Origin of the sequence: Pseudomonas sp. S5D5, from assembly GCF_003013355.1 — a bacterium.
GTDB classification, from domain to species: Bacteria; Pseudomonadota; Gammaproteobacteria; order Pseudomonadales; family Pseudomonadaceae; genus Aquipseudomonas; species Aquipseudomonas aylmerensis.
In genome coordinates this window covers 4,112,242-4,128,891 of record NZ_PTEO01000001.1, presented here as the reverse complement: position 1 = coordinate 4,128,891, position 16,650 = coordinate 4,112,242, and the positions used below count along the sequence as shown (strand labels likewise).

The 16,650-nt window shown below is 62.0% G+C and carries 15 protein-coding genes; all 15 read left to right on the top strand.

The window, feature by feature from the left end; translation table 11 throughout:
• Positions 1-176: 176 nt before the first annotated feature.
• Entirely contained in the window at positions 177-2,399 is a 2,223-nt protein-coding gene (locus C9990_RS18820; protein WP_106804268.1) for a polysaccharide biosynthesis tyrosine autokinase, read from the top strand.
• Between the two features lie 73 nt (positions 2,400-2,472).
• Positions 2,473-3,810 carry a UDP-glucose/GDP-mannose dehydrogenase family protein gene (locus C9990_RS18815; protein ID WP_106804267.1) on the top strand — a complete coding sequence of 446 codons (1,338 nt, stop codon included), beginning with the start codon at positions 2,473-2,475 and terminating at the stop codon, positions 3,808-3,810.
• An 8-nt stretch (positions 3,811-3,818) separates the two neighbouring features.
• On the top strand, positions 3,819-5,123 hold the full coding sequence (locus C9990_RS18810; protein WP_106804266.1) for a lipopolysaccharide biosynthesis protein: 1,305 nt from the start codon (positions 3,819-3,821) through the stop codon (positions 5,121-5,123).
• Positions 5,110-5,703 (top strand): DapH/DapD/GlmU-related protein, encoded by a 594-nt coding sequence (locus tag C9990_RS32935; RefSeq protein ID WP_305887961.1) that lies wholly within the window; start codon positions 5,110-5,112, stop codon positions 5,701-5,703. The genes C9990_RS18810 and C9990_RS32935 overlap by 14 nt, the downstream gene beginning before the upstream one ends.
• Before the next feature lies 1 nt (position 5,704).
• Complete coding sequence (locus C9990_RS18800) at positions 5,705-6,937, top strand: glycosyltransferase family 4 protein (RefSeq protein ID WP_065906183.1); 1,233 nt, start codon at positions 5,705-5,707, stop codon at positions 6,935-6,937.
• Positions 6,915-8,237: an O-antigen ligase family protein gene (locus C9990_RS18795; RefSeq protein ID WP_106804265.1), complete on the top strand. Its 1,323-nt coding sequence runs from the start codon at positions 6,915-6,917 to the stop codon at positions 8,235-8,237. The genes C9990_RS18800 and C9990_RS18795 overlap by 23 nt, the downstream gene beginning before the upstream one ends.
• 31 nt (positions 8,238-8,268) lie before the next feature.
• Positions 8,269-9,414: a glycosyltransferase gene (locus C9990_RS18790; RefSeq protein WP_106804264.1), complete on the top strand. Its 1,146-nt coding sequence runs from the start codon at positions 8,269-8,271 to the stop codon at positions 9,412-9,414.
• Positions 9,411-9,980, top strand: coding sequence for an acetyltransferase (locus tag C9990_RS18785; RefSeq protein ID WP_065906189.1), 570 nt, complete (start codon positions 9,411-9,413; stop codon positions 9,978-9,980). Before C9990_RS18790 ends, C9990_RS18785 begins: the two co-directional genes overlap by 4 nt.
• On the top strand, positions 9,977-10,912 hold the full coding sequence (locus C9990_RS18780; protein ID WP_106804263.1) for a glycosyltransferase family 2 protein: 936 nt from the start codon (positions 9,977-9,979) through the stop codon (positions 10,910-10,912). Before C9990_RS18785 ends, C9990_RS18780 begins: the two co-directional genes overlap by 4 nt.
• 69 nt (positions 10,913-10,981) lie before the next feature.
• Entirely contained in the window at positions 10,982-12,103 is a 1,122-nt protein-coding gene (gene gmd / locus C9990_RS18775) for a GDP-mannose 4,6-dehydratase (RefSeq protein ID WP_065906193.1), read from the top strand.
• 2 nt (positions 12,104-12,105) lie between these two features.
• Positions 12,106-13,083: a GDP-L-fucose synthase gene (locus tag C9990_RS18770; protein ID WP_106804262.1), complete on the top strand. Its 978-nt coding sequence runs from the start codon at positions 12,106-12,108 to the stop codon at positions 13,081-13,083.
• Entirely contained in the window at positions 13,083-14,291 is a 1,209-nt protein-coding gene (locus tag C9990_RS18765) for a glycosyltransferase WbuB (RefSeq protein WP_106804261.1), read from the top strand. Before C9990_RS18770 ends, C9990_RS18765 begins: the two co-directional genes overlap by 1 nt.
• Before the next feature lie 5 nt (positions 14,292-14,296).
• Positions 14,297-14,755 (top strand): GDP-mannose mannosyl hydrolase, encoded by a 459-nt coding sequence (locus C9990_RS18760; RefSeq protein ID WP_065906198.1) that lies wholly within the window; start codon positions 14,297-14,299, stop codon positions 14,753-14,755.
• A gap of 19 nt (positions 14,756-14,774) precedes the next feature.
• Positions 14,775-16,184: a mannose-1-phosphate guanylyltransferase/mannose-6-phosphate isomerase gene (locus C9990_RS18755; protein WP_106804260.1), complete on the top strand. Its 1,410-nt coding sequence runs from the start codon at positions 14,775-14,777 to the stop codon at positions 16,182-16,184.
• Positions 16,185-16,364: 180 nt separating this feature from the next.
• Positions 16,365-16,604, top strand: a complete 240-nt coding sequence (locus C9990_RS18750) for a hypothetical protein (RefSeq protein ID WP_065906202.1) — start codon at positions 16,365-16,367, stop codon at positions 16,602-16,604.
• Positions 16,605-16,650: the final 46 nt, after the last annotated feature.

Sequence of the window (16,650 nt, the reverse complement as noted above, 5' to 3'; positions counted from 1 at the left end):
ATAAAACGCTATTGATCACTGTTAAAAAGAGTAACGCCTAGTTAAATAAGCCTGGGGTGTTTTATCCGGCACTAGTGAGCGTTTGTGTATTGAGTGAAGTCGTTAAACGTGCAGGGAGCCGGGCGTCTTGCACCCTCTGCCATGCCTTGACTATTTGCAGGAAAAAGAACTGACTTATGCAATCAGCACCCACTGTAACGTCACATAACACTGAAGAAACTGATCTGGATTTTATGATGCTGGTGGGGACACTGCTGGATCATAAATGGCTGATTGGTGTTATCAGTGCCGCCTTCATGGCCCTTGGCGTGGCCTATGCCGTGTTGTCGACACCTGTCTACCAAGCCACGGCACTGGTGCAGGTCGAGCCGAAAAAGAGCGACATGTTGGGGTTTTCGGATGTCGGCAGTCTGTTGGGCAAGGAGTCGCCCACCGTCACCGAAATCGAGCTGATCCGTTCGCGAATCACCATCGGTACCGCCGTCGATAACCTGAACCTGGACCTTGAGGTCAAGCCCCGGCGCTTTCCGTTGGTGGGGGATTTTATCGCCCGGCGTTTCAAACCTGCCGAGCCGCGTGCCGTGGCCAGCCCCTGGTTCGGCCTGGACCGCTTCGGCTGGGGCGGTGAGCTGTTGACGTTTTCGCGGTTGCAGCTGCCCGCTGAACTGCTTGGCCAGGAGCTGACCTTGACGGCCGGCGAGGGCGCGAGTTTTACCCTGACGGACCCGGATGACCAGGTGTTGCTGGCAGGCCAGGTCGGGCGCTTCTATGAGAGCAATGGCATCAGGCTGCAGGTCGATGCGCTTCAGGCCAACCCGGGGACGCAGTTCAGCGTGGTCCGTTCGCCGCGCCTGACCACTATCCTGCGCTATCAGAAACTGCTGGATGTGGCGGAGCGGGGCAAGGAGTCAGGCATCATCGGCCTGGCGCTGGAAAGCATGCGCCCGGCGGCCGCGATCCAGGTGCTCAATGAAGTGGCGCGGATCTACGTGCGACAGAACATTGATCGCACTTCGGCCGAAGCGGCCCAGAGCCTGGCGTTCCTCAAGGATCAGTTGCCGCAGGTGCGCAAGGACGTCGAGCAGGCGGAAACCGCGCTGAACCAGTTTCAGATCCGCAATAAAACCATCGACATCAGCCTGGAAGCCAAGGCGATTCTCGACCAGATCGTCGTGCTGGATGCGAGCATCTCCGAACTCAAGATGCAGCAGGCGGAAATAGAACGAAAGTTCACCCCCCAGCACCCGGTGTATCGAGCGTTGCTGACCCAATTGGCCGAGCTGACCGCACGTCAGGATGAGTTGGCCAAGAAGGTCGAGAGCCTGCCCACCACGCAGCAGGAGCTGCTTAGCCTGACCCGCGACCTGAAGGTCAGCACTGAGATCTACACCCAACTGCTGAACAAGTATCAGGAGCTGGATGTGATGCGCGCCGGCACCGTGGGCAATGTGCGCCTGATCGACAGCGCCGATGTCGACTTGCGCAACCCCGTCCGACCGCAGAAAGCGCTGATTGTGGTGATCGCCACGTTGCTGGGTGCCTTCGTCGCGATTGCCCTGGTGCTGTTTCGCAAGGCGCTCAACCGCGGAGTCACCAACCCCAACGATCTGGAAAAGCTCGGCCTGCCGGTGTACGCGGCCATCCCGTTCAGCGCGATTCAGAAGGATTTCGACCAGACGCTCCTGCGCACCCGCAAGGCCGATGCGCCGCAGCTGCTTGCCTTCACCAACCCGACTGACCTTGCCATCGAGGGGCTGCGCAGCCTGCGCACCAGCCTGCATTTCGCCATGCTGGAAGCCGGCAACAATCGCCTGATGATTTCCGGGCCCAGCCCACAGGTGGGCAAGACGTTCGTCTCGGCGAACCTGGCGGCCGTGGTCGCGCATTCGGGGCAGCGCGTGCTGCTGGTGGATGTGGACATGCGCAAGGGCTACTTGCACAAGGTCTTCGGCGTGACGGCGGAGCATGGTTTGTCTGACGTTTTGGCCAGGCGCTGTGAGCTGAGCACGGCCATCCACCCCACGGCGGTGGAAAACCTCCACCTCATCAGCCGTGGGCAGATACCGCCGAACCCTTCGGAACTGTTGATGCACGCCAATTTCACCGCGTTCCTCGAACGGGTCAGTGGGCTGTATGACCTGGTGATCCTGGACACGCCGCCGTTCCTGGCGGTGACCGACGCGACCATCGTCGGTCGCCAGTCCGGCACCAACCTGATCGTGGCCCGTTTCGAACTCAACTCGGTGCGCGAGGTGGAGTTGACGATGCGCCGCTACCAGCAAAACGGCATCGAGCTCAAAGGCGCGATTTTCAACGGTATCGAGAAGCGCTCATCGGCCAAATACGGCTACGGCGCCTACAGCTACTACCACTACGAATACAAGTCAGACAGCGTTTGAGCCGGGGCCACCGGCACTTGAAGCCCTGCGCGCAGCACCTTTACCACTGGCCGTACGTTCAACGAGAAACGCTATGAAAGTAACAGTATTTGGCATCGGTTATGTGGGCCTGGTCCAGGGGGCGGTACTCGCTGAAGTCGGTCACGACGTGCTGTGTGTCGATATCGACGCCCAGCGGGTCGAGCGCCTGAACCAGGGCCACATCCCGATCTATGAGCCTGGCCTGGAGACCCTGGTCAGGGAAAACCACGCGGCGGGCCGCTTGAATTTCACCACCGATGCCGTCGCCGGGGTCAAGCATGGTGAAGTGCAATTTATCGCGGTGGGCACGCCGCCGGATGAAGACGGCTCCGCCGACTTGAAATACGTGCTGACGGTGGCCGAGACCATCGGCCAGCACATGCAGGCCCCGTTGACCATCATCGACAAGTCCACCGTGCCGGTGGGCACCGCCGACAAGGTCAGCGCGCGCGTGGCTGCCATGCTGGCCTTGCGTGACCGTACCGACTTGACCTTCGACGTGGTCTCCAACCCCGAGTTTCTCAAGGAAGGTTGCGCGGTGGCCGACTGCATACGCCCGGACCGTATTGTCATCGGCACCGCCAGCCGGCATGCCGAAGCGGTGATGCGCGAACTGTATGCGCCGTTCAACCGCAACCACGAAAAGATCATCGTGATGGATGTGCGCAGCGCCGAACTCACCAAATACGCCGCCAATTGCCTGCTCGCCACCAAGATCAGTTTCATGAACGAGATGGCCAACCTGGCGGAAAGGCTGGGGGCCGATATCGAGATGGTGCGCCAAGGCATCGGCTCCGATCCGCGCATCGGCTACCACTTTCTGTATGCCGGCGTCGGGTATGGCGGGTCGTGTTTTCCCAAGGATGTCCAGGCGTTGATCCAGACCGCCGATGGCATCGACTTCGACGCCACGCTGCTCAAGGCGGTGGAACGGCGCAACGCCGAACAGAAAAATACCCTGTTCAACAAACTGTCCAGTCACTTCAAGGGTGAACTGGTGGGCAAGACCTTCGCGCTGTGGGGGCTGAGTTTCAAACCCAATACCGATGACATGCGCGAGGCGCCCAGCCGTGTGCTGATGGAAGCGCTCTGGCGTGCGGGCGCCAAGGTGCAGGCGTTTGACCCGCAGGCCATGGAAGAAACCCAGCGGCTCTACGGCGACCGCGACGACCTGCGCCTGTGCGGGACCAAGGAGGCCGCCCTCAAGGGCGCCGACGCCTTGATGATTGTCACCGAATGGCAGGTGTTCAAGGCACCGGACTTCACGGTGATCCAGCAGCAGCTCAAACAGCCGTTGATTTTTGACGGGCGCAACCTGTACGACCCCGCGAGTGTGCTGAAGAAAGGCATTCACTACATATCCATCGGGCGACCTCTCGACACCGTATAGGTCATCCCATGAGCGTAGTTAAAAGAATCGTCAATGGCATTGGTGCCAACTCGTTCGGCCAGGTGGTCAACCTGCTGATCCAGTTGGTGAGTGTGCCGGTACTGATCGCCAGTTGGGGCTTTGGCGCCTACAGCGAGTGGGTGGTGCTGTCGGCGATCCCCACCTACCTGGCGCTGTCTGACCTGGGCGTGACCACGGCGGCGTCGAGCAAGGTGGTGATCTGGCATGAACGCGGTCGGGTCAGGGTGGCCCGTGCGGTCTACAGCACCAGCTTTGCGTTTTTAGTCCTGGCGGGGCTCAGCGTGCTGGTGCTGGCCCTCGGGGCCATGGCGTTTTTCGACCTGTTCAGCGTGCTCAATCTCCACGCCATCAGGAGCCACGATGGGGTGTTGATCCTGTCGGCACTCACCGGCTATTCGCTGCTGTGCCTGTTCACCAACATGATCTCGATCCGCTACCGGGCCAGCAAGGCGTTGCCGTTGTCGGCCTTCATCATGAATGTCATCAGGATGCTCGAATGGACGGCCGCATTGGTGTGCGCCTCGCTCACCCACAGCCTGGTCGCTACCAGCCTGACGTTGCTGGGCGTGCGCCTGATCGGCCTCCTCAGCAAAAACCTGATTGCCAATCGGCTGGGCATCACCTTGCGTTTCGATCCGGCGGCGATCGGCAAGCGTGCGTTCACCACTTTGATCAAGCCTTCGATTGCCTCGCTGGCGTTTCCCATCGGCCTGGCGCTGAACGTGCAGGGCTTGATCATCCTGCTGTCGGTGCTGCTGTCGCCGTCCCATGCGGCGATCTTTGGCTTGTACCGCACCATTTCGAGGGTGCTGGTGCAGTTCTCGACGGTGGTCAACCAGTCCCTGTGGCCGGAGATCTCTTATGCATTTTCGGTCGGAGACAACCAATTGGTCAGGAAGATGATTCGCTACGCCTTGAAGTTTTCACTGCCCATCGCCTGTGTGATGGGGGTGCTGGTGGTGGTGTTTGGCGGCACCATATTCGATGTGTGGTCGGGCCGGAAGGACGATTACTCCAGCACCATTATGTTGGTGCTGACCCTCGGCGCACTGACCCACGTGGCCTGGCAGGTGTACTGGGTCGCGTTGATGGCGACGGCGTCCTACTCGCGCTTCGCACTGGTGTTCATGCTGGTGTCGATAGCCAGTGTGCTGGCGGTTTTCGGCCTGGCACAAACCTTCGGCCTGCTTGGCGTCTGCTATGTGCTGGTGGCCACGGAAGTCGTGTTGTTCTGCTTTGCCAGGCACGGTTTTCATCGTCTTGAAGTGAGGATGGCCCGTGTTGATCAATGACTTGATTCGGCAGCGATTGAAAGTCAACCCGCTGACGCTGGATGGCCTCAAGTACCTGGCCAAGCGTGTGCTGTTGCTGGGCCGGCTGCTCAAGGCCAGTCGCCGCCAGCGTGCATTGCGTCGCCAGGGCGCCACGCTGGGCTCGCTGGTGATGATCAACGCTTGCGAGTTCGAAGGGGCGCTGGAGCGCTTCAGCATTGGTACCGGCAGCTTTATCGGCCAGCGCAGCTTCATTCAATTGCACGCCCCCGTGCGCATCGGCGCCCACGTCGCGATCAATGAGGGCGTGAGGATCCTGACCGGTACCCATGCCATCGATGACCCCGCCTGGCGCCTGAAGGTTGCAGCGGTGGTGATCGGTGATTACGCCTGGATAGCCACCGGCGCGATGATCCTGCCGGGCGTCACGATCGGCGAGGGCGCCGTGGTGGGGGCGGGCAGTGTGGTCAACCGCGATGTGGAACCCTTCACGGTCGTGGCGGGCAACCCGGCGCGGGTCGTCAGGCAGCGTGCCACGCGCACGTTCACCTACAGTCCGGCGCGTTCAAGTGCCATCGTCGAAGCCTGGATGGGGAAATAAAATGATTCTCGTCGCCCATCCCGTCGGTAACCAGAATGTCCGTGCGTTGCTGCGTGCGTTGAATCAACGACAGCTGCTGCATTCCTTTCATACCTCGCTGGCGCTGCACAAGGATTCGCTGTTGTGCCGCCTGCCTATCGTGGGCAAGGAGTGCCTGCGCCGCACCTTTGACCAGGTCGATGGCGCGCTGCTGCACAGCTACCCGCGCTACGACGTGCCGCGCGTGCTCTGCGACAAGCTCAAGTGGTTTCGCCTCACGCAGCGCAACAGCGGAATGTTCTGCCCGGAAAATGTGTACCAGCACATTGACCAGTCCAGCGCGCAGTTCTTGTACCGCTCCGCGCGCAAACCCCGGCACGTGTACGGCTACGACGGCAAGTGCCTGGCCTTGTTCCGCGCGGCTCGCGACATCGGCGGGATCACCCTCAATTATGAGGCGGCCTTTGGCTCGGTCGCCTACGCGTGCAAAGTCCTCGAGCATGAGCGCGAGGCCAACCCCGCGTGGCGCGCCAGCATCCCCAACATCAGTGACGACACCGTGCGCAAGCAGACCACCGAGTTGGCGCTGGCGGACAGGATCATCGTCGCGAGCACGTTTGCCAAGCGAACCCTGGGTGACTTTGGCATCGCCCCGGGCAAGGTCTCGATCACACCCTACGGTGCACCTGCGCCGCTGGTACATCCGCCGGCAGCGGTGCGCCCCGGTGCGCGGTTGAAGGTGATGTTTATCGGCGCGCTGACCCAGCAGAAAGGCCTCTCGTACTTCTTCGAGGCGCTGAACCTGGCCGCCAGCAGTGTTGCCCTCGACGTCACGGTGATCGGTGGGGACTACGCCAACGGCCGTAACCCGACGCTCAACGCCGAGCTGAAAAAGGTCCAGTGGTTCAGCTCGGCCTCCCACGACCAGGTGATTCGCCACCTGCAGGAGGCCGACGTGCTGGTCCTGCCGTCACTCGCCGAGGCGTTCGGCCTGGTGGTCGGTGAAGCGCTCTCCACGGGGACGGCGGTGATCGTCTCGCAGAACTGTGGCGCGGCCGACCTGGTCGTCGAAGGGGTCAATGGCTACGTGGTGCCGATCAGGTCTGCCGAAGCCATTGCCAGCCGCCTGGTGGAACTGGCCAGTGATCGGCAAAAACTCGCGACGTTGAAGCACAACGCGCTGCTGTCTGCCGGCGGCACGACCTGGGACAGCTACGCCAGGGAGGTGCTGGATGCAATCCTTTGCCAGCCCTGAACGGCCCAGCCTGCACGAGCGCTACCGGACCCGCGTGGTCAGTGCGTTCGTGCTCATCTACCTGCTCATCCTGTTCGAAGGGATCTTGCGCAAGTGGGTGGTGCCCGGCCTCAGCTCGGTGATCTATTTCATCAAGGACCCGATTGTCCTTTACATCTACTGGTGTGCCTTCAGGTTCGGGTTCTTTTCGAAAAACCTGGTGTCGGCTTACTTCGTGGTGCTGGTCATGGTGTTCTTCGTGCTGGTGTCGGCGTTTTTATTGAGCAGCCCTGAAGGGTTCGTCATCTACGGCTACGGCGTGCGCAACTACCTGCTGTATTTTCCGTTGATCTTCGTGGCCGGCAAGACCCTCAGGCTGACGGATGTCTATCGGTTCGCGCGCATCACACTGTTTGCCGCGATCCCGATCAGCGTGCTGGTGGTGCTGCAATATTCGTCCGGGCCCCAGGCGTACGTAAACAAAGGCATCGGCGATGACGACTTCATCTTCATGATCGCCGACGGTGTCGTCAGGCCGTATGGGACCTTTACCTTTACCGCCGGGCACGTGGTGTATGTCTCCGCCTGCTTTGCGTTCCTGGTCGCGTCGATCTTCGACAAGGCGCTGTTCCAGGCGGTGTTTGCGCGGCGCTATGGACTCTTTGCGGTGTCTGCGGCCTCGGTGGCGGTGATGTGTTTTCTCACCGGCTCAAGGGCTATCTATGCCTATGCGGCGATCGTATTGCTCGCTGCGCTGGTGGTGGCCTTGATCAAGAAGTCGCAGCGCAACCTGCTGGCGCTGTTCCTGCTGGCGGCCGCGTTGTTTGTCAGCCTGTTGATCTTCATGTCGACCGACAGCTACCAGGTCCTGGTCGAGCGCAACCGCAGCGCGGTGGCCAGTGAAGGCTCACCGGTGACCCGCGCATTTTCCAGCCTGTATGCATTTACCCGGGTGGTCGACGACGCGCCGCTGTGGGGGCACGGCATCGGGTCGGGCACCAATGCCGCCTCGACCCTGCTGCGCGCCGGGCGCGAGCAGGGCGCAGGCTTCTTGCTGGCCGAGGACGAGTGGTCGCGAATTGTCCTGGAGATGGGCCTTCCTGCCGGGGCGATGTTCATCCTGTTCAGGATCTTTGTCCTGCTTTGGTTGCTGCTCAAATCCTATAAGGCGCTGGTGCGCCAGGGCACGGGGGTGCCGTTGCTGCTGTGCGGGTTCCTCGCGCCGATTTTGTTCAACGGGGTGATGACCATGCAGGGCACGTTCCTGGCGTTTGGCGTGCTCTACGCCTGCCTGATTCTCGCGGCCTGCAAGAAATCCTGAATCCACTCAACGCATCAGCGGACGACAGCACTTGAAGTTACTAAGAATCATCTCTTCGGTTAAACCGGAAAATGGCGGCCCGATCAACGCCGCTCGGGAAATTGACAAAGTGCTGGTCCAGGACGGGCATCGGGTGGATGTCTTGACGCTGGATGCGCACTTCGCGGTCGACTACCCGGGCGCTGTGCACTTCATGGGGCCGAGTCGGTTCGGCTACGGGCTGAACGGCAATATCCGCCAATGGCTGGAGCAGCACGCGCGCGAGTACGACTTCTTCATCATCAACGGGTTGTGGCAGTACCACGGTTTTGTCGCCCGCCAGGTGCTGAACGCGCAGGATAGGCCGTACATTGTGTATACCCACGGCATGCTCGACCCCTGGTTCAAGCACGAATACCCGCTCAAGCATTTGAAGAAATGGTTGTACTGGCCGTGGGGTGAGTACCGGGTGCTGAGGGATGCCAAGCGCGTGGTGTTTACCAGCGAGGAAGAGAAAATCCGCGCGCGTGAGTCGTTCTGGCTGTATCGCGCCAACGAGACGATCACCGCCTACGGCACCGCCAGCCCGCCGGCTGACGGCGCGCGCCTGGCGCAGGCCTTTATCGAGGATCACCCCGAGTTGCAGGGCAAGCGGCTGATCCTTTTCCTGAGCCGCATCCACGTCAAAAAAGGCTGCGATCACCTGCTGCAGGCGTTTGCCCAGGTCGCTGGCCAGGACGCGCGTTTGCACCTGGTGATGGCCGGCCCCGATCAAGGCGGTTGGGGCCAGGCGCTGCGGGCGCAGGCCGAGCAGTTGGGGATCGCCCACCGCGTGAGCTGGCCTGGCATGTTGCAAGGCGCCGCCAAGTGGGGGGCGTTCTATGCGGCCGAGGTGTTTTGCCTGCCTTCCCATCAGGAGAATTTTGGCGTGGTCGTGGCTGAAGCCCTGGCCTGCGGCAAGCCGGTGCTGATCAGCAACAAGGTGAATATCTGGCGTGAAATCGACCAGGACGCCGTCGGGTTTGTCAGTGAAGACACCGCCGCCGGAACCGTGCTTAACCTGCAACGCTGGCTGCAGCTCGATGTGCCGGGCTACGCGCAAATGTCGGCACGCGCCAAGGTGTGTTTCAGCCAACGCTTTCATATCCGCCGCGGCGCCCAGCGCCTTTTGGAAATCGTGCGGAAGTGTTGCCCATGATTCTCCAAGGCAACGACCCGCATCGCTCGGCTTCATTTTCACTCGGCCATCGGATCCGCCGTCAGCTGTGGAACATGGTGTACGTGGTGCTGTTTCGCACCAGCCCACGCCCGTTTCATGCCTGGCGGGCGTTCTTGCTGCGCCTGTTCGGGGCCCGACTGGGCAAGGGCGTGCACGTGTACCCACGGGCGAAAGTCTGGGCACCGTGGAACCTGGAGCTGGGTGACCACGTCGGGATTGCCGATGGCACCACCCTCTACAACATGGCGTTGATCCGGATCGGGCGCTACAGCGTGATTTCCCAGGGCGCGCATTTGTGCGGCGGCTCCCACGACTACAACAGTCGCAATTTCCAGCTGTATGCCAAGCCCATCGTGCTGGGCGAGCACGTGTGGGTGTGTGCCGAGGCCTTTATCACCCTTGGCGTGTGTATTGCCGATGGCGTGGTGGTGGGCGCGCGCACCCTGGTGATCAAGAGCATCGCGCAGCCATGGACCGTGCATGCCGGGCATCCGTCGCGGCAGATCAGCCAGCGCACCCAACACGTGCAGGAGTCGAGGCCATGACCCGCGAAACCGTCAGCGTCATTATCCTGACCTACAACGAAAGCCTGCACATCGCCCGTGCCATCGACTCGGCACGCGCCTTCAGCGACGAGGTGCTGGTGGTGGACTCGTTCTCCACCGACGACACCTGCGACATCGCCCGCCGTCACGGCGCGCTGGTGGTGCAGCACCCCTTCGTCAACCAGGCCAAGCAGTTCCAGTGGGCGTTGGACCACCTGCCGATTACCGGCAACTGGACGATGCGCCTGGACGCCGACGAGATCATCGAGGCCGACCTGGCCTCCGCGATCAATACCCGCTTGCCGACATTGGCCGGCGATATCACCGGCATCAACTTCAAGCGCAAGCATATTTTCATGGGGCGCTGGGTGCGCCACGGCGGGCGCTACCCGCTCAAGATGCTGCGCCTGTGGCGCAGCGGGCTGGGGCGCGTGGAAGACCGCTGGATGGATGAGCACATCTCGGTGGCCGAGGGCCGCACCATCACCCTGGACGGCGGATTTGCCGACCATAACCTGCATGACCTGACCTTCTTCACCCACAAGCACAACCAGTACGCCACCCGCGAGGCGATCGAAGTGCTGAACGCACGGCTGGGGTTGTTTGCGATCCGCGATGAACTGCACACCGGGCAGAGTTCCTTGCAGGCCCGCACCAAGCGCCTGGTGAAGAACCGCCTGTACAACCGCGTGCCGTTCACCCTGAGTTCCACCGCGTATTTCCTGTGGCGCTACATCATCCAGCTGGGGTTTCTCGATGGCCGCAGTGGCCTGGTCTATCACCTGCTGCAGGGCTACTGGTACCGCTTCCTGGTGGGCGCAAAAGTGCTCGAACTGGAAACCGCGATTGCTCACTTAACCGACAAGGAAGCCATTGTCCGGGAACTTTCAAAGTTGACCGGCCATAACTTGAACCTGCCCACACCGAAGTAACTGACCGTTTTTAACAAACACCCAAGTTTGGGTGAAGGCCTTCGCTCGCCTATCAATCGGGAGACAGACATGAACAAAGTTGCGCTTATTACCGGGATTACCGGTCAGGACGGCTCGTACCTGGCGGAGCTGCTGCTGGAAAAAGGCTATACCGTGCACGGTCTCAAGCGGCGTTCATCGTCGTTCAATACCCAGCGCATCGATCATATTTACCAGGACCCCCAAGCCCTGCACAAAAACCTGATCCTGCACTATGGCGACCTGGCGGATTCGTCGAACCTGACGCGCATCATCCAGCAGATCCAGCCGGACGAAATCTATAACCTCGGCGCGCAATCCCACGTCGCCGTGAGCTTCGATTCACCGGAGTACACCGCCGACGTGGATGCCCTCGGCACGTTGCGCATCCTTGAGGCAATCCGCCTGCTGGGCCTGGAAAAGAAGACCCGCTTCTACCAGGCCTCGACCTCCGAGTTGTACGGGCTGGTGCAGGAAACCCCGCAGAAGGAAACCACGCCGTTCTACCCGCGCTCGCCGTATGCGGTGGCCAAGCTGTATGCCTACTGGATCACCGTGAATTTTCGCGAGGCCTACGGGCTATACGCGTGCAACGGCATCCTGTTCAACCACGAGTCGCCGCGTCGCGGCGAAACCTTTGTGACGCGCAAGATCACCCGCGCCCTGACCAACATCGCGCTGGGCCTGGAGCAGTGCCTGTACATGGGCAACATGGACGCGCTGCGCGACTGGGGCCATGCCAAGGACTACGTGCGCATGCAGTGGATGATGCTGCAGCAGGACAGCCCCGAGGACTTTGTGATCGCCACCGGCGTGCAGTATTCGGTGCGTGACTTCATTCGCTGGTCGGCGGCGGAACTGGGTGTGCGCCTGCGCTTTGTCGGCAAAGGCGTGGAGGAAGTGGCGGTGGTGGAACACATCGACGGTGACCTGGCACCGGGCGTCCTGGTCGGCGATGTGATTGTGCGGGTGGACCCGCGTTACTTCCGCCCGGCGGAGGTCGAGACGCTGCTGGGCGACCCGTCCAAGGCCAAGCACAAACTGGGCTGGACTCCGGAGATCAGCGCCCAGGAAATGTGTGCGGAGATGGTGCGCGAAGACCTCAAGGTCGCCCAGCGCCATGCCTTGTTGCGCCTGCATGGGCATGACGCACCGATTGCCGTGGAGAACTGAGCATGGCACGTGATCTGGATGCGCGGATTTTCGTCGCCGGCCATCGCGGCATGGTCGGCTCGGCCATTGTGCGGCGCCTGTGGGCCTTGGGCTATACCCGAATCCTCACGGCCAGCCGTGATCAACTCGACCTGCTCGACCCGGCGGCGGTGCAGGCGTACTTCGCCGAGCAGCGGGTTGAGCAGGTGTACCTGGCGGCTGCCAAGGTCGGCGGGATTCATGCGAATGCCACGTACCCGGCCGATTTCATCTACCAGAACCTGATGATCCAGGCCAACGTGATCCACGCCGCCCACAGCCATGGCGTGGCAAAACTGTTGTTCCTCGGCTCCTCCTGCATCTACCCGGTGCATGCACCGCAGCCGATGATCGAAGCGGTGCTGCTCGACGGCGCGCTGGAGCCCACCAACGAACCCTACGCGGTGGCCAAGATCGCCGGCATCAAGCTGTGCGAAAGCTACAACCGCCAGCACGGCCGCGACTACCGCAGCGTGATGCCGACCAACCTGTATGGCCCTGGCGACAATTACCACCCCGAAAACAGCCATGTGATCGCGGCGCTGTTGCGGCGCTTCCATGAGGCAACCCAGCGTGGCGATGACGAAGTGGTGATCTGGGGCAGCGGCCGGCCCCGGCGTGAGTTTCTTCATGTGGACGACATGGCCGCGGCCAGCGTGCATGTCATGGAGCTGAGCCCCGAGCGCTATCGCGAGCAGACCCAGCTGATGCGCTCGCATTTGAATGTCGGCACCGGCGTGGACTGCACCATCGCCGAGTTGGCCCAGGCGCTGGTGCGGGTCACCGGCTTCAAGGGGCGCTTGCGCTTTGACGCGAGCAAGCCCGACGGCGCCCCGCGTAAATTGCTCGATGTGAGCCGCATCAATGCCTTGGGCTGGGAGGCCTATGTGCCGTTGGAGGAGGGCCTGCGCGATGCCTATAACGCCTATCTCGCCGCCCTTGAACAGCCACGGGGCCAGTGATGAAAATCCTTCTGTACGGCATCAATTACAGCCCGGAACTCACCGGTATCGGCAAGTACAGCGGTGAACAGGCGCGCTGGTTGGCCAGCCAGGGGCATGACGTGCGCGTGGTGACGGCGCCGCCGTATTACCCGCACTGGCAGGTGGGCGCGGGCTATTCGCCGTGGCGCTATCGCACTGAACAAGACCATGGCGTGACGGTGATTCGCTGCCCGCTGTATGTGCCACGCCAGCCCACCGCGCTGACGCGGTTGCTGCACCTGATCAGCTTTTGCGCCAGCTCGTCGTTGGCGGTGCTGGGGCAGCTGCGCTGGAAGCCGGACCTGGTGATGCTGGTAGTGCCGACATTGTTTTGTGCGCCCCAGGCGTTGCTGCTGGCCAAGCTCAGCGGCGCGCGCTCGGTGCTGCATATTCAGGACTACGAAGTCGATGCAATGTTCGGCCTCGGCCTCGGTGGCAGATCACTGTTGCGGCGCGTGGCGTTTGGCATTGAACGCTGGTTGCTGCGGCGGTTCGACCGGGTGTCGACGATTTCCGCCGGTATGCTCGACAAAGCCCGTGGCAAAGGCGTGCATAGCCAGCGGTTGCTGTTTTTTCCCAACTGGTCGGAGACCGCGCGTTTTCGCCAGGTGCCGCGCAACCGCGCATTGCTGCAACGTCTGGGGGTGCCGGTGGGCGCGCGGGTGCTGTTGTACTCGGGCAACATCGGTGAGAAGCAGGGGCTGGAACTGATCCTCGAGGCTGCCAAGGCCCATGCCCAGCGTGCGGAGCTGGTGTTTCTAATCGTCGGCGAGGGCACGGGTAAGGCGCGGTTGCTGGAGCGCGTCGAACGCGATGGCTTGCGCAATGTGCTGTTTGCGCCGTTGCAGGCGTATGCCGACCTGCCGGCCCTGCTGGCGTCGGCGGACGCGCACCTGGTGATCCAGAAGCGCGGGGTGGCGGACGCGGTGCTGCCGTCCAAGCTCACCAACATTCTGGCGGTGGGGGGCAACGCGATCATCACCGCCGATCCAGGCACTACCCTCGGCCGCCTGTGCGAGGAGCACCAGGGCATTGCCGTGCTGATCGAACCGGAGTCGGTCGCCGCGCTGAACGCCGGGATCGACCGCGTGCTGGCACTGCCCGCGCGCAATGAGGTGGCGTTGAACTACGCCAAGGAGTTCCTCGACAAGGAACGCATTCTGCAACGTTTCCTGGCACAGGTTTGATGTGTATGTGGCTTGATTTACCGACCTTCCAGACGGTCGTGGCATCGACGCCGCTGGTGGCGATTGACCTGGTGGTGCGCAACAGCCGAGGCGATGCGTTGCTGGGCCTGCGCGTCAATCGCCCGGCCTATGGGTACTGGTTCGTGCCCGGCGGGCGTATCTACAAGAACGAAAGCCTCGACAGCGCGTTTCGGCGCATCAGCCGCGACGAGCTGGGACACCCGTTCGAGCGCGCCCATGCACGGCTGCTGGGCGTGTTCGAACACTTCTACGATGACAGCGTATTTGCCAACGCCGGAGCCGGGCCGGACACCCACTACGTGGTGCTCAGCTATTGCCTGGAGCTGGCTGACCACCAGACGCTGCAGCCGCCCACGGAGCAACACCGGCAGTATCGCTGGTGGCCCCAGGACGAACTGCGTTTCAGCCCACGGGTGCACGAAAACACCCGCGCCTATTTCTGATTCTCCCGAGGATGCTCTGATGTTATTACCGGTGATCATGGCGGGAGGGTCGGGGTCGCGCCTGTGGCCGCTCTCGCGGCAGTTGAACCCCAAACAGTTCCTGCGCCTGACCGACGCGCACCTGTCGATGCTGCAGCAGACCATCGCCCGGCTGGAAGGCGCCAATGTCGCCGTGCCGCAGTTGATCTGCAACGAACAGCACCGTTTCCTGGTGGCCGAGCAATTGCGCCAGCTGGGCCTGGAGCACGCGAGCATCCTGCTTGAACCGGTGGGGCGCAACACTGCGCCGGCGATTGCGCTGGCGGCGTGCAAGGCGCTGGCCGAGGCCGAGGACCCGATCCTGCTGGTGCTGGCCGCTGACCACTTGATCGAGGATATCCCGGCGTTCCATGCCAGCCTCGAGGTGGCGCTGCCGCTGGCCCGCGCTGGCAAGCTGGTGACGTTCGGCATCACACCCACCCGTGCGCACACCGGCTACGGCTATATCGAGCGGGGGGACGAGGTAGGCGAGGGCGGTTACCAGGTCCGGCGCTTTGTCGAGAAACCGGACGCGGCCACGGCGGCAACGTATGTGGCCAGTGGCGGGTATTTCTGGAACAGCGGCATGTTCATGTTCCGCGCCAGCCGTTACCTGCAGGAGCTGGAGCGCTTTCAACCGGCGATCCTCGAAGCCTGCCGCGTGGCACTCGAGGGCGGCAGCCACGACCAGCCGTTTACCCGGGTTCACGCGGCCACCTTCGCGGCCTGCCCGGACGACTCCATCGACTACGCCGTGATGGAGAAAACCGCCGACGCGGTGATGGTGCCGCTGCAGGCGGGCTGGAGTGATATCGGCTCCTGGTCGGCGTTGTGGGAGGCCAGTGAAAAAGACGCCCGTGGCAACGTCATACGCGGCGACGGGTTGACCCTGGATACGCGCGACAGCTACGTGCACGCCGACAGTCGGCTGGTGGCCACGGTGGGCGTGCAGGACCTGATCATTATCGAGACCAAGGACGCGGTGCTGGTGGCCCACAAGGACCAGGTGCAGCAGGTCAAGGCTATCGTCGACCAGCTCAAGCAGGCCGGCCGCCATGAGCACCTCAACCACCGCGAGGTGTACCGGCCCTGGGGTATGTACGACTCGGTCGACGCCGGCCCGCGCTATCAGGTCAAGCGCATCACCGTGAAGCCGGGGGCAAAGTTGTCGGTGCAGATGCACCACCACCGCGCCGAGCATTGGATCGTGGTCAGCGGTACGGCACGGGTGACCAATGGCGAGCAGACCTACCTGGTCTCGGAAAACCAGTCGACGTATATCCCCATCGGCCAGGTGCATGCGCTGGAAAATCCCGGGGTGATCCCACTCGAGTTAATTGAAGTGCAGTCGGGCGCTTATTTGGGCGAGGACGATATTGTGCGCTTTGAAGACAAGTACGGCAGGGCCTGAAGTTTTCGACAATTAATAACATTCGCCCTGACGCCCATTGCTATCAATGCACGCACTGCCGGGCGCTTCATCGCTAAAACGTTATTTTCAACTGAGTGAGCACGTTTTTATCCATCTGGTGTGCGGTTTAGTTGAATGGCACTATCGGCCGGACTACTCACTGACGATAAGGAGTCTGTTATGAGAAAACCACTGGCTATTATGTTGCTCAGTCTCTTGAGTACGTCGGCGCTGGCTGCCGAGTTGCCGTTGGGCCTCGACACGACCGTGGTGGGTTCGGTGACGGTCGGCGAAACCCTGCTGATCGGCAGCGCGATTGTCGCCGGCGTGGCGGCTGCGTCCAACAGCGGCGGCAGTTCCAACGGTGGCACGACCACGGGCACCACCGGCACGACCGGTACCACGGGCACCGGCAACTAAGTTGTAGACCTTCCTTTTACAGGCCGCTTGGAATCCCCGTCCAAGT

Bases quoted from the DNA above. Each gene is read 5' to 3' on its own strand.
- C9990_RS18815 (WP_106804267.1), top strand. From the start codon at position 2,473: ATGAAAGTAACAGTATTTGGCATCGGTTATGTGGGCCTGGTCCAGGGG.
- C9990_RS18755 (WP_106804260.1), top strand. From the start codon at position 14,775: ATGTTATTACCGGTGATCATGGCGGGAGGGTCGGGGTCGCGCCTGTGG.
- C9990_RS18760 (WP_065906198.1), top strand. From the start codon at position 14,297: ATGTGGCTTGATTTACCGACCTTCCAGACGGTCGTGGCATCGACGCCG.
- C9990_RS18750 (WP_065906202.1), top strand. From the start codon at position 16,365: ATGAGAAAACCACTGGCTATTATGTTGCTCAGTCTCTTGAGTACGTCG.
- C9990_RS18820 (WP_106804268.1), top strand. From the start codon at position 177: ATGCAATCAGCACCCACTGTAACGTCACATAACACTGAAGAAACTGAT.
- gmd (WP_065906193.1), top strand. From the start codon at position 10,982: ATGAACAAAGTTGCGCTTATTACCGGGATTACCGGTCAGGACGGCTCG.
- C9990_RS18785 (WP_065906189.1), top strand. From the start codon at position 9,411: ATGATTCTCCAAGGCAACGACCCGCATCGCTCGGCTTCATTTTCACTC.
- C9990_RS18770 (WP_106804262.1), top strand. From the start codon at position 12,106: ATGGCACGTGATCTGGATGCGCGGATTTTCGTCGCCGGCCATCGCGGC.
- C9990_RS18780 (WP_106804263.1), top strand. From the start codon at position 9,977: ATGACCCGCGAAACCGTCAGCGTCATTATCCTGACCTACAACGAAAGC.
- C9990_RS18800 (WP_065906183.1), top strand. From the start codon at position 5,705: ATGATTCTCGTCGCCCATCCCGTCGGTAACCAGAATGTCCGTGCGTTG.
- C9990_RS18765 (WP_106804261.1), top strand. From the start codon at position 13,083: ATGAAAATCCTTCTGTACGGCATCAATTACAGCCCGGAACTCACCGGT.
- C9990_RS18795 (WP_106804265.1), top strand. From the start codon at position 6,915: ATGCAATCCTTTGCCAGCCCTGAACGGCCCAGCCTGCACGAGCGCTAC.
- C9990_RS18810 (WP_106804266.1), top strand. From the start codon at position 3,819: ATGAGCGTAGTTAAAAGAATCGTCAATGGCATTGGTGCCAACTCGTTC.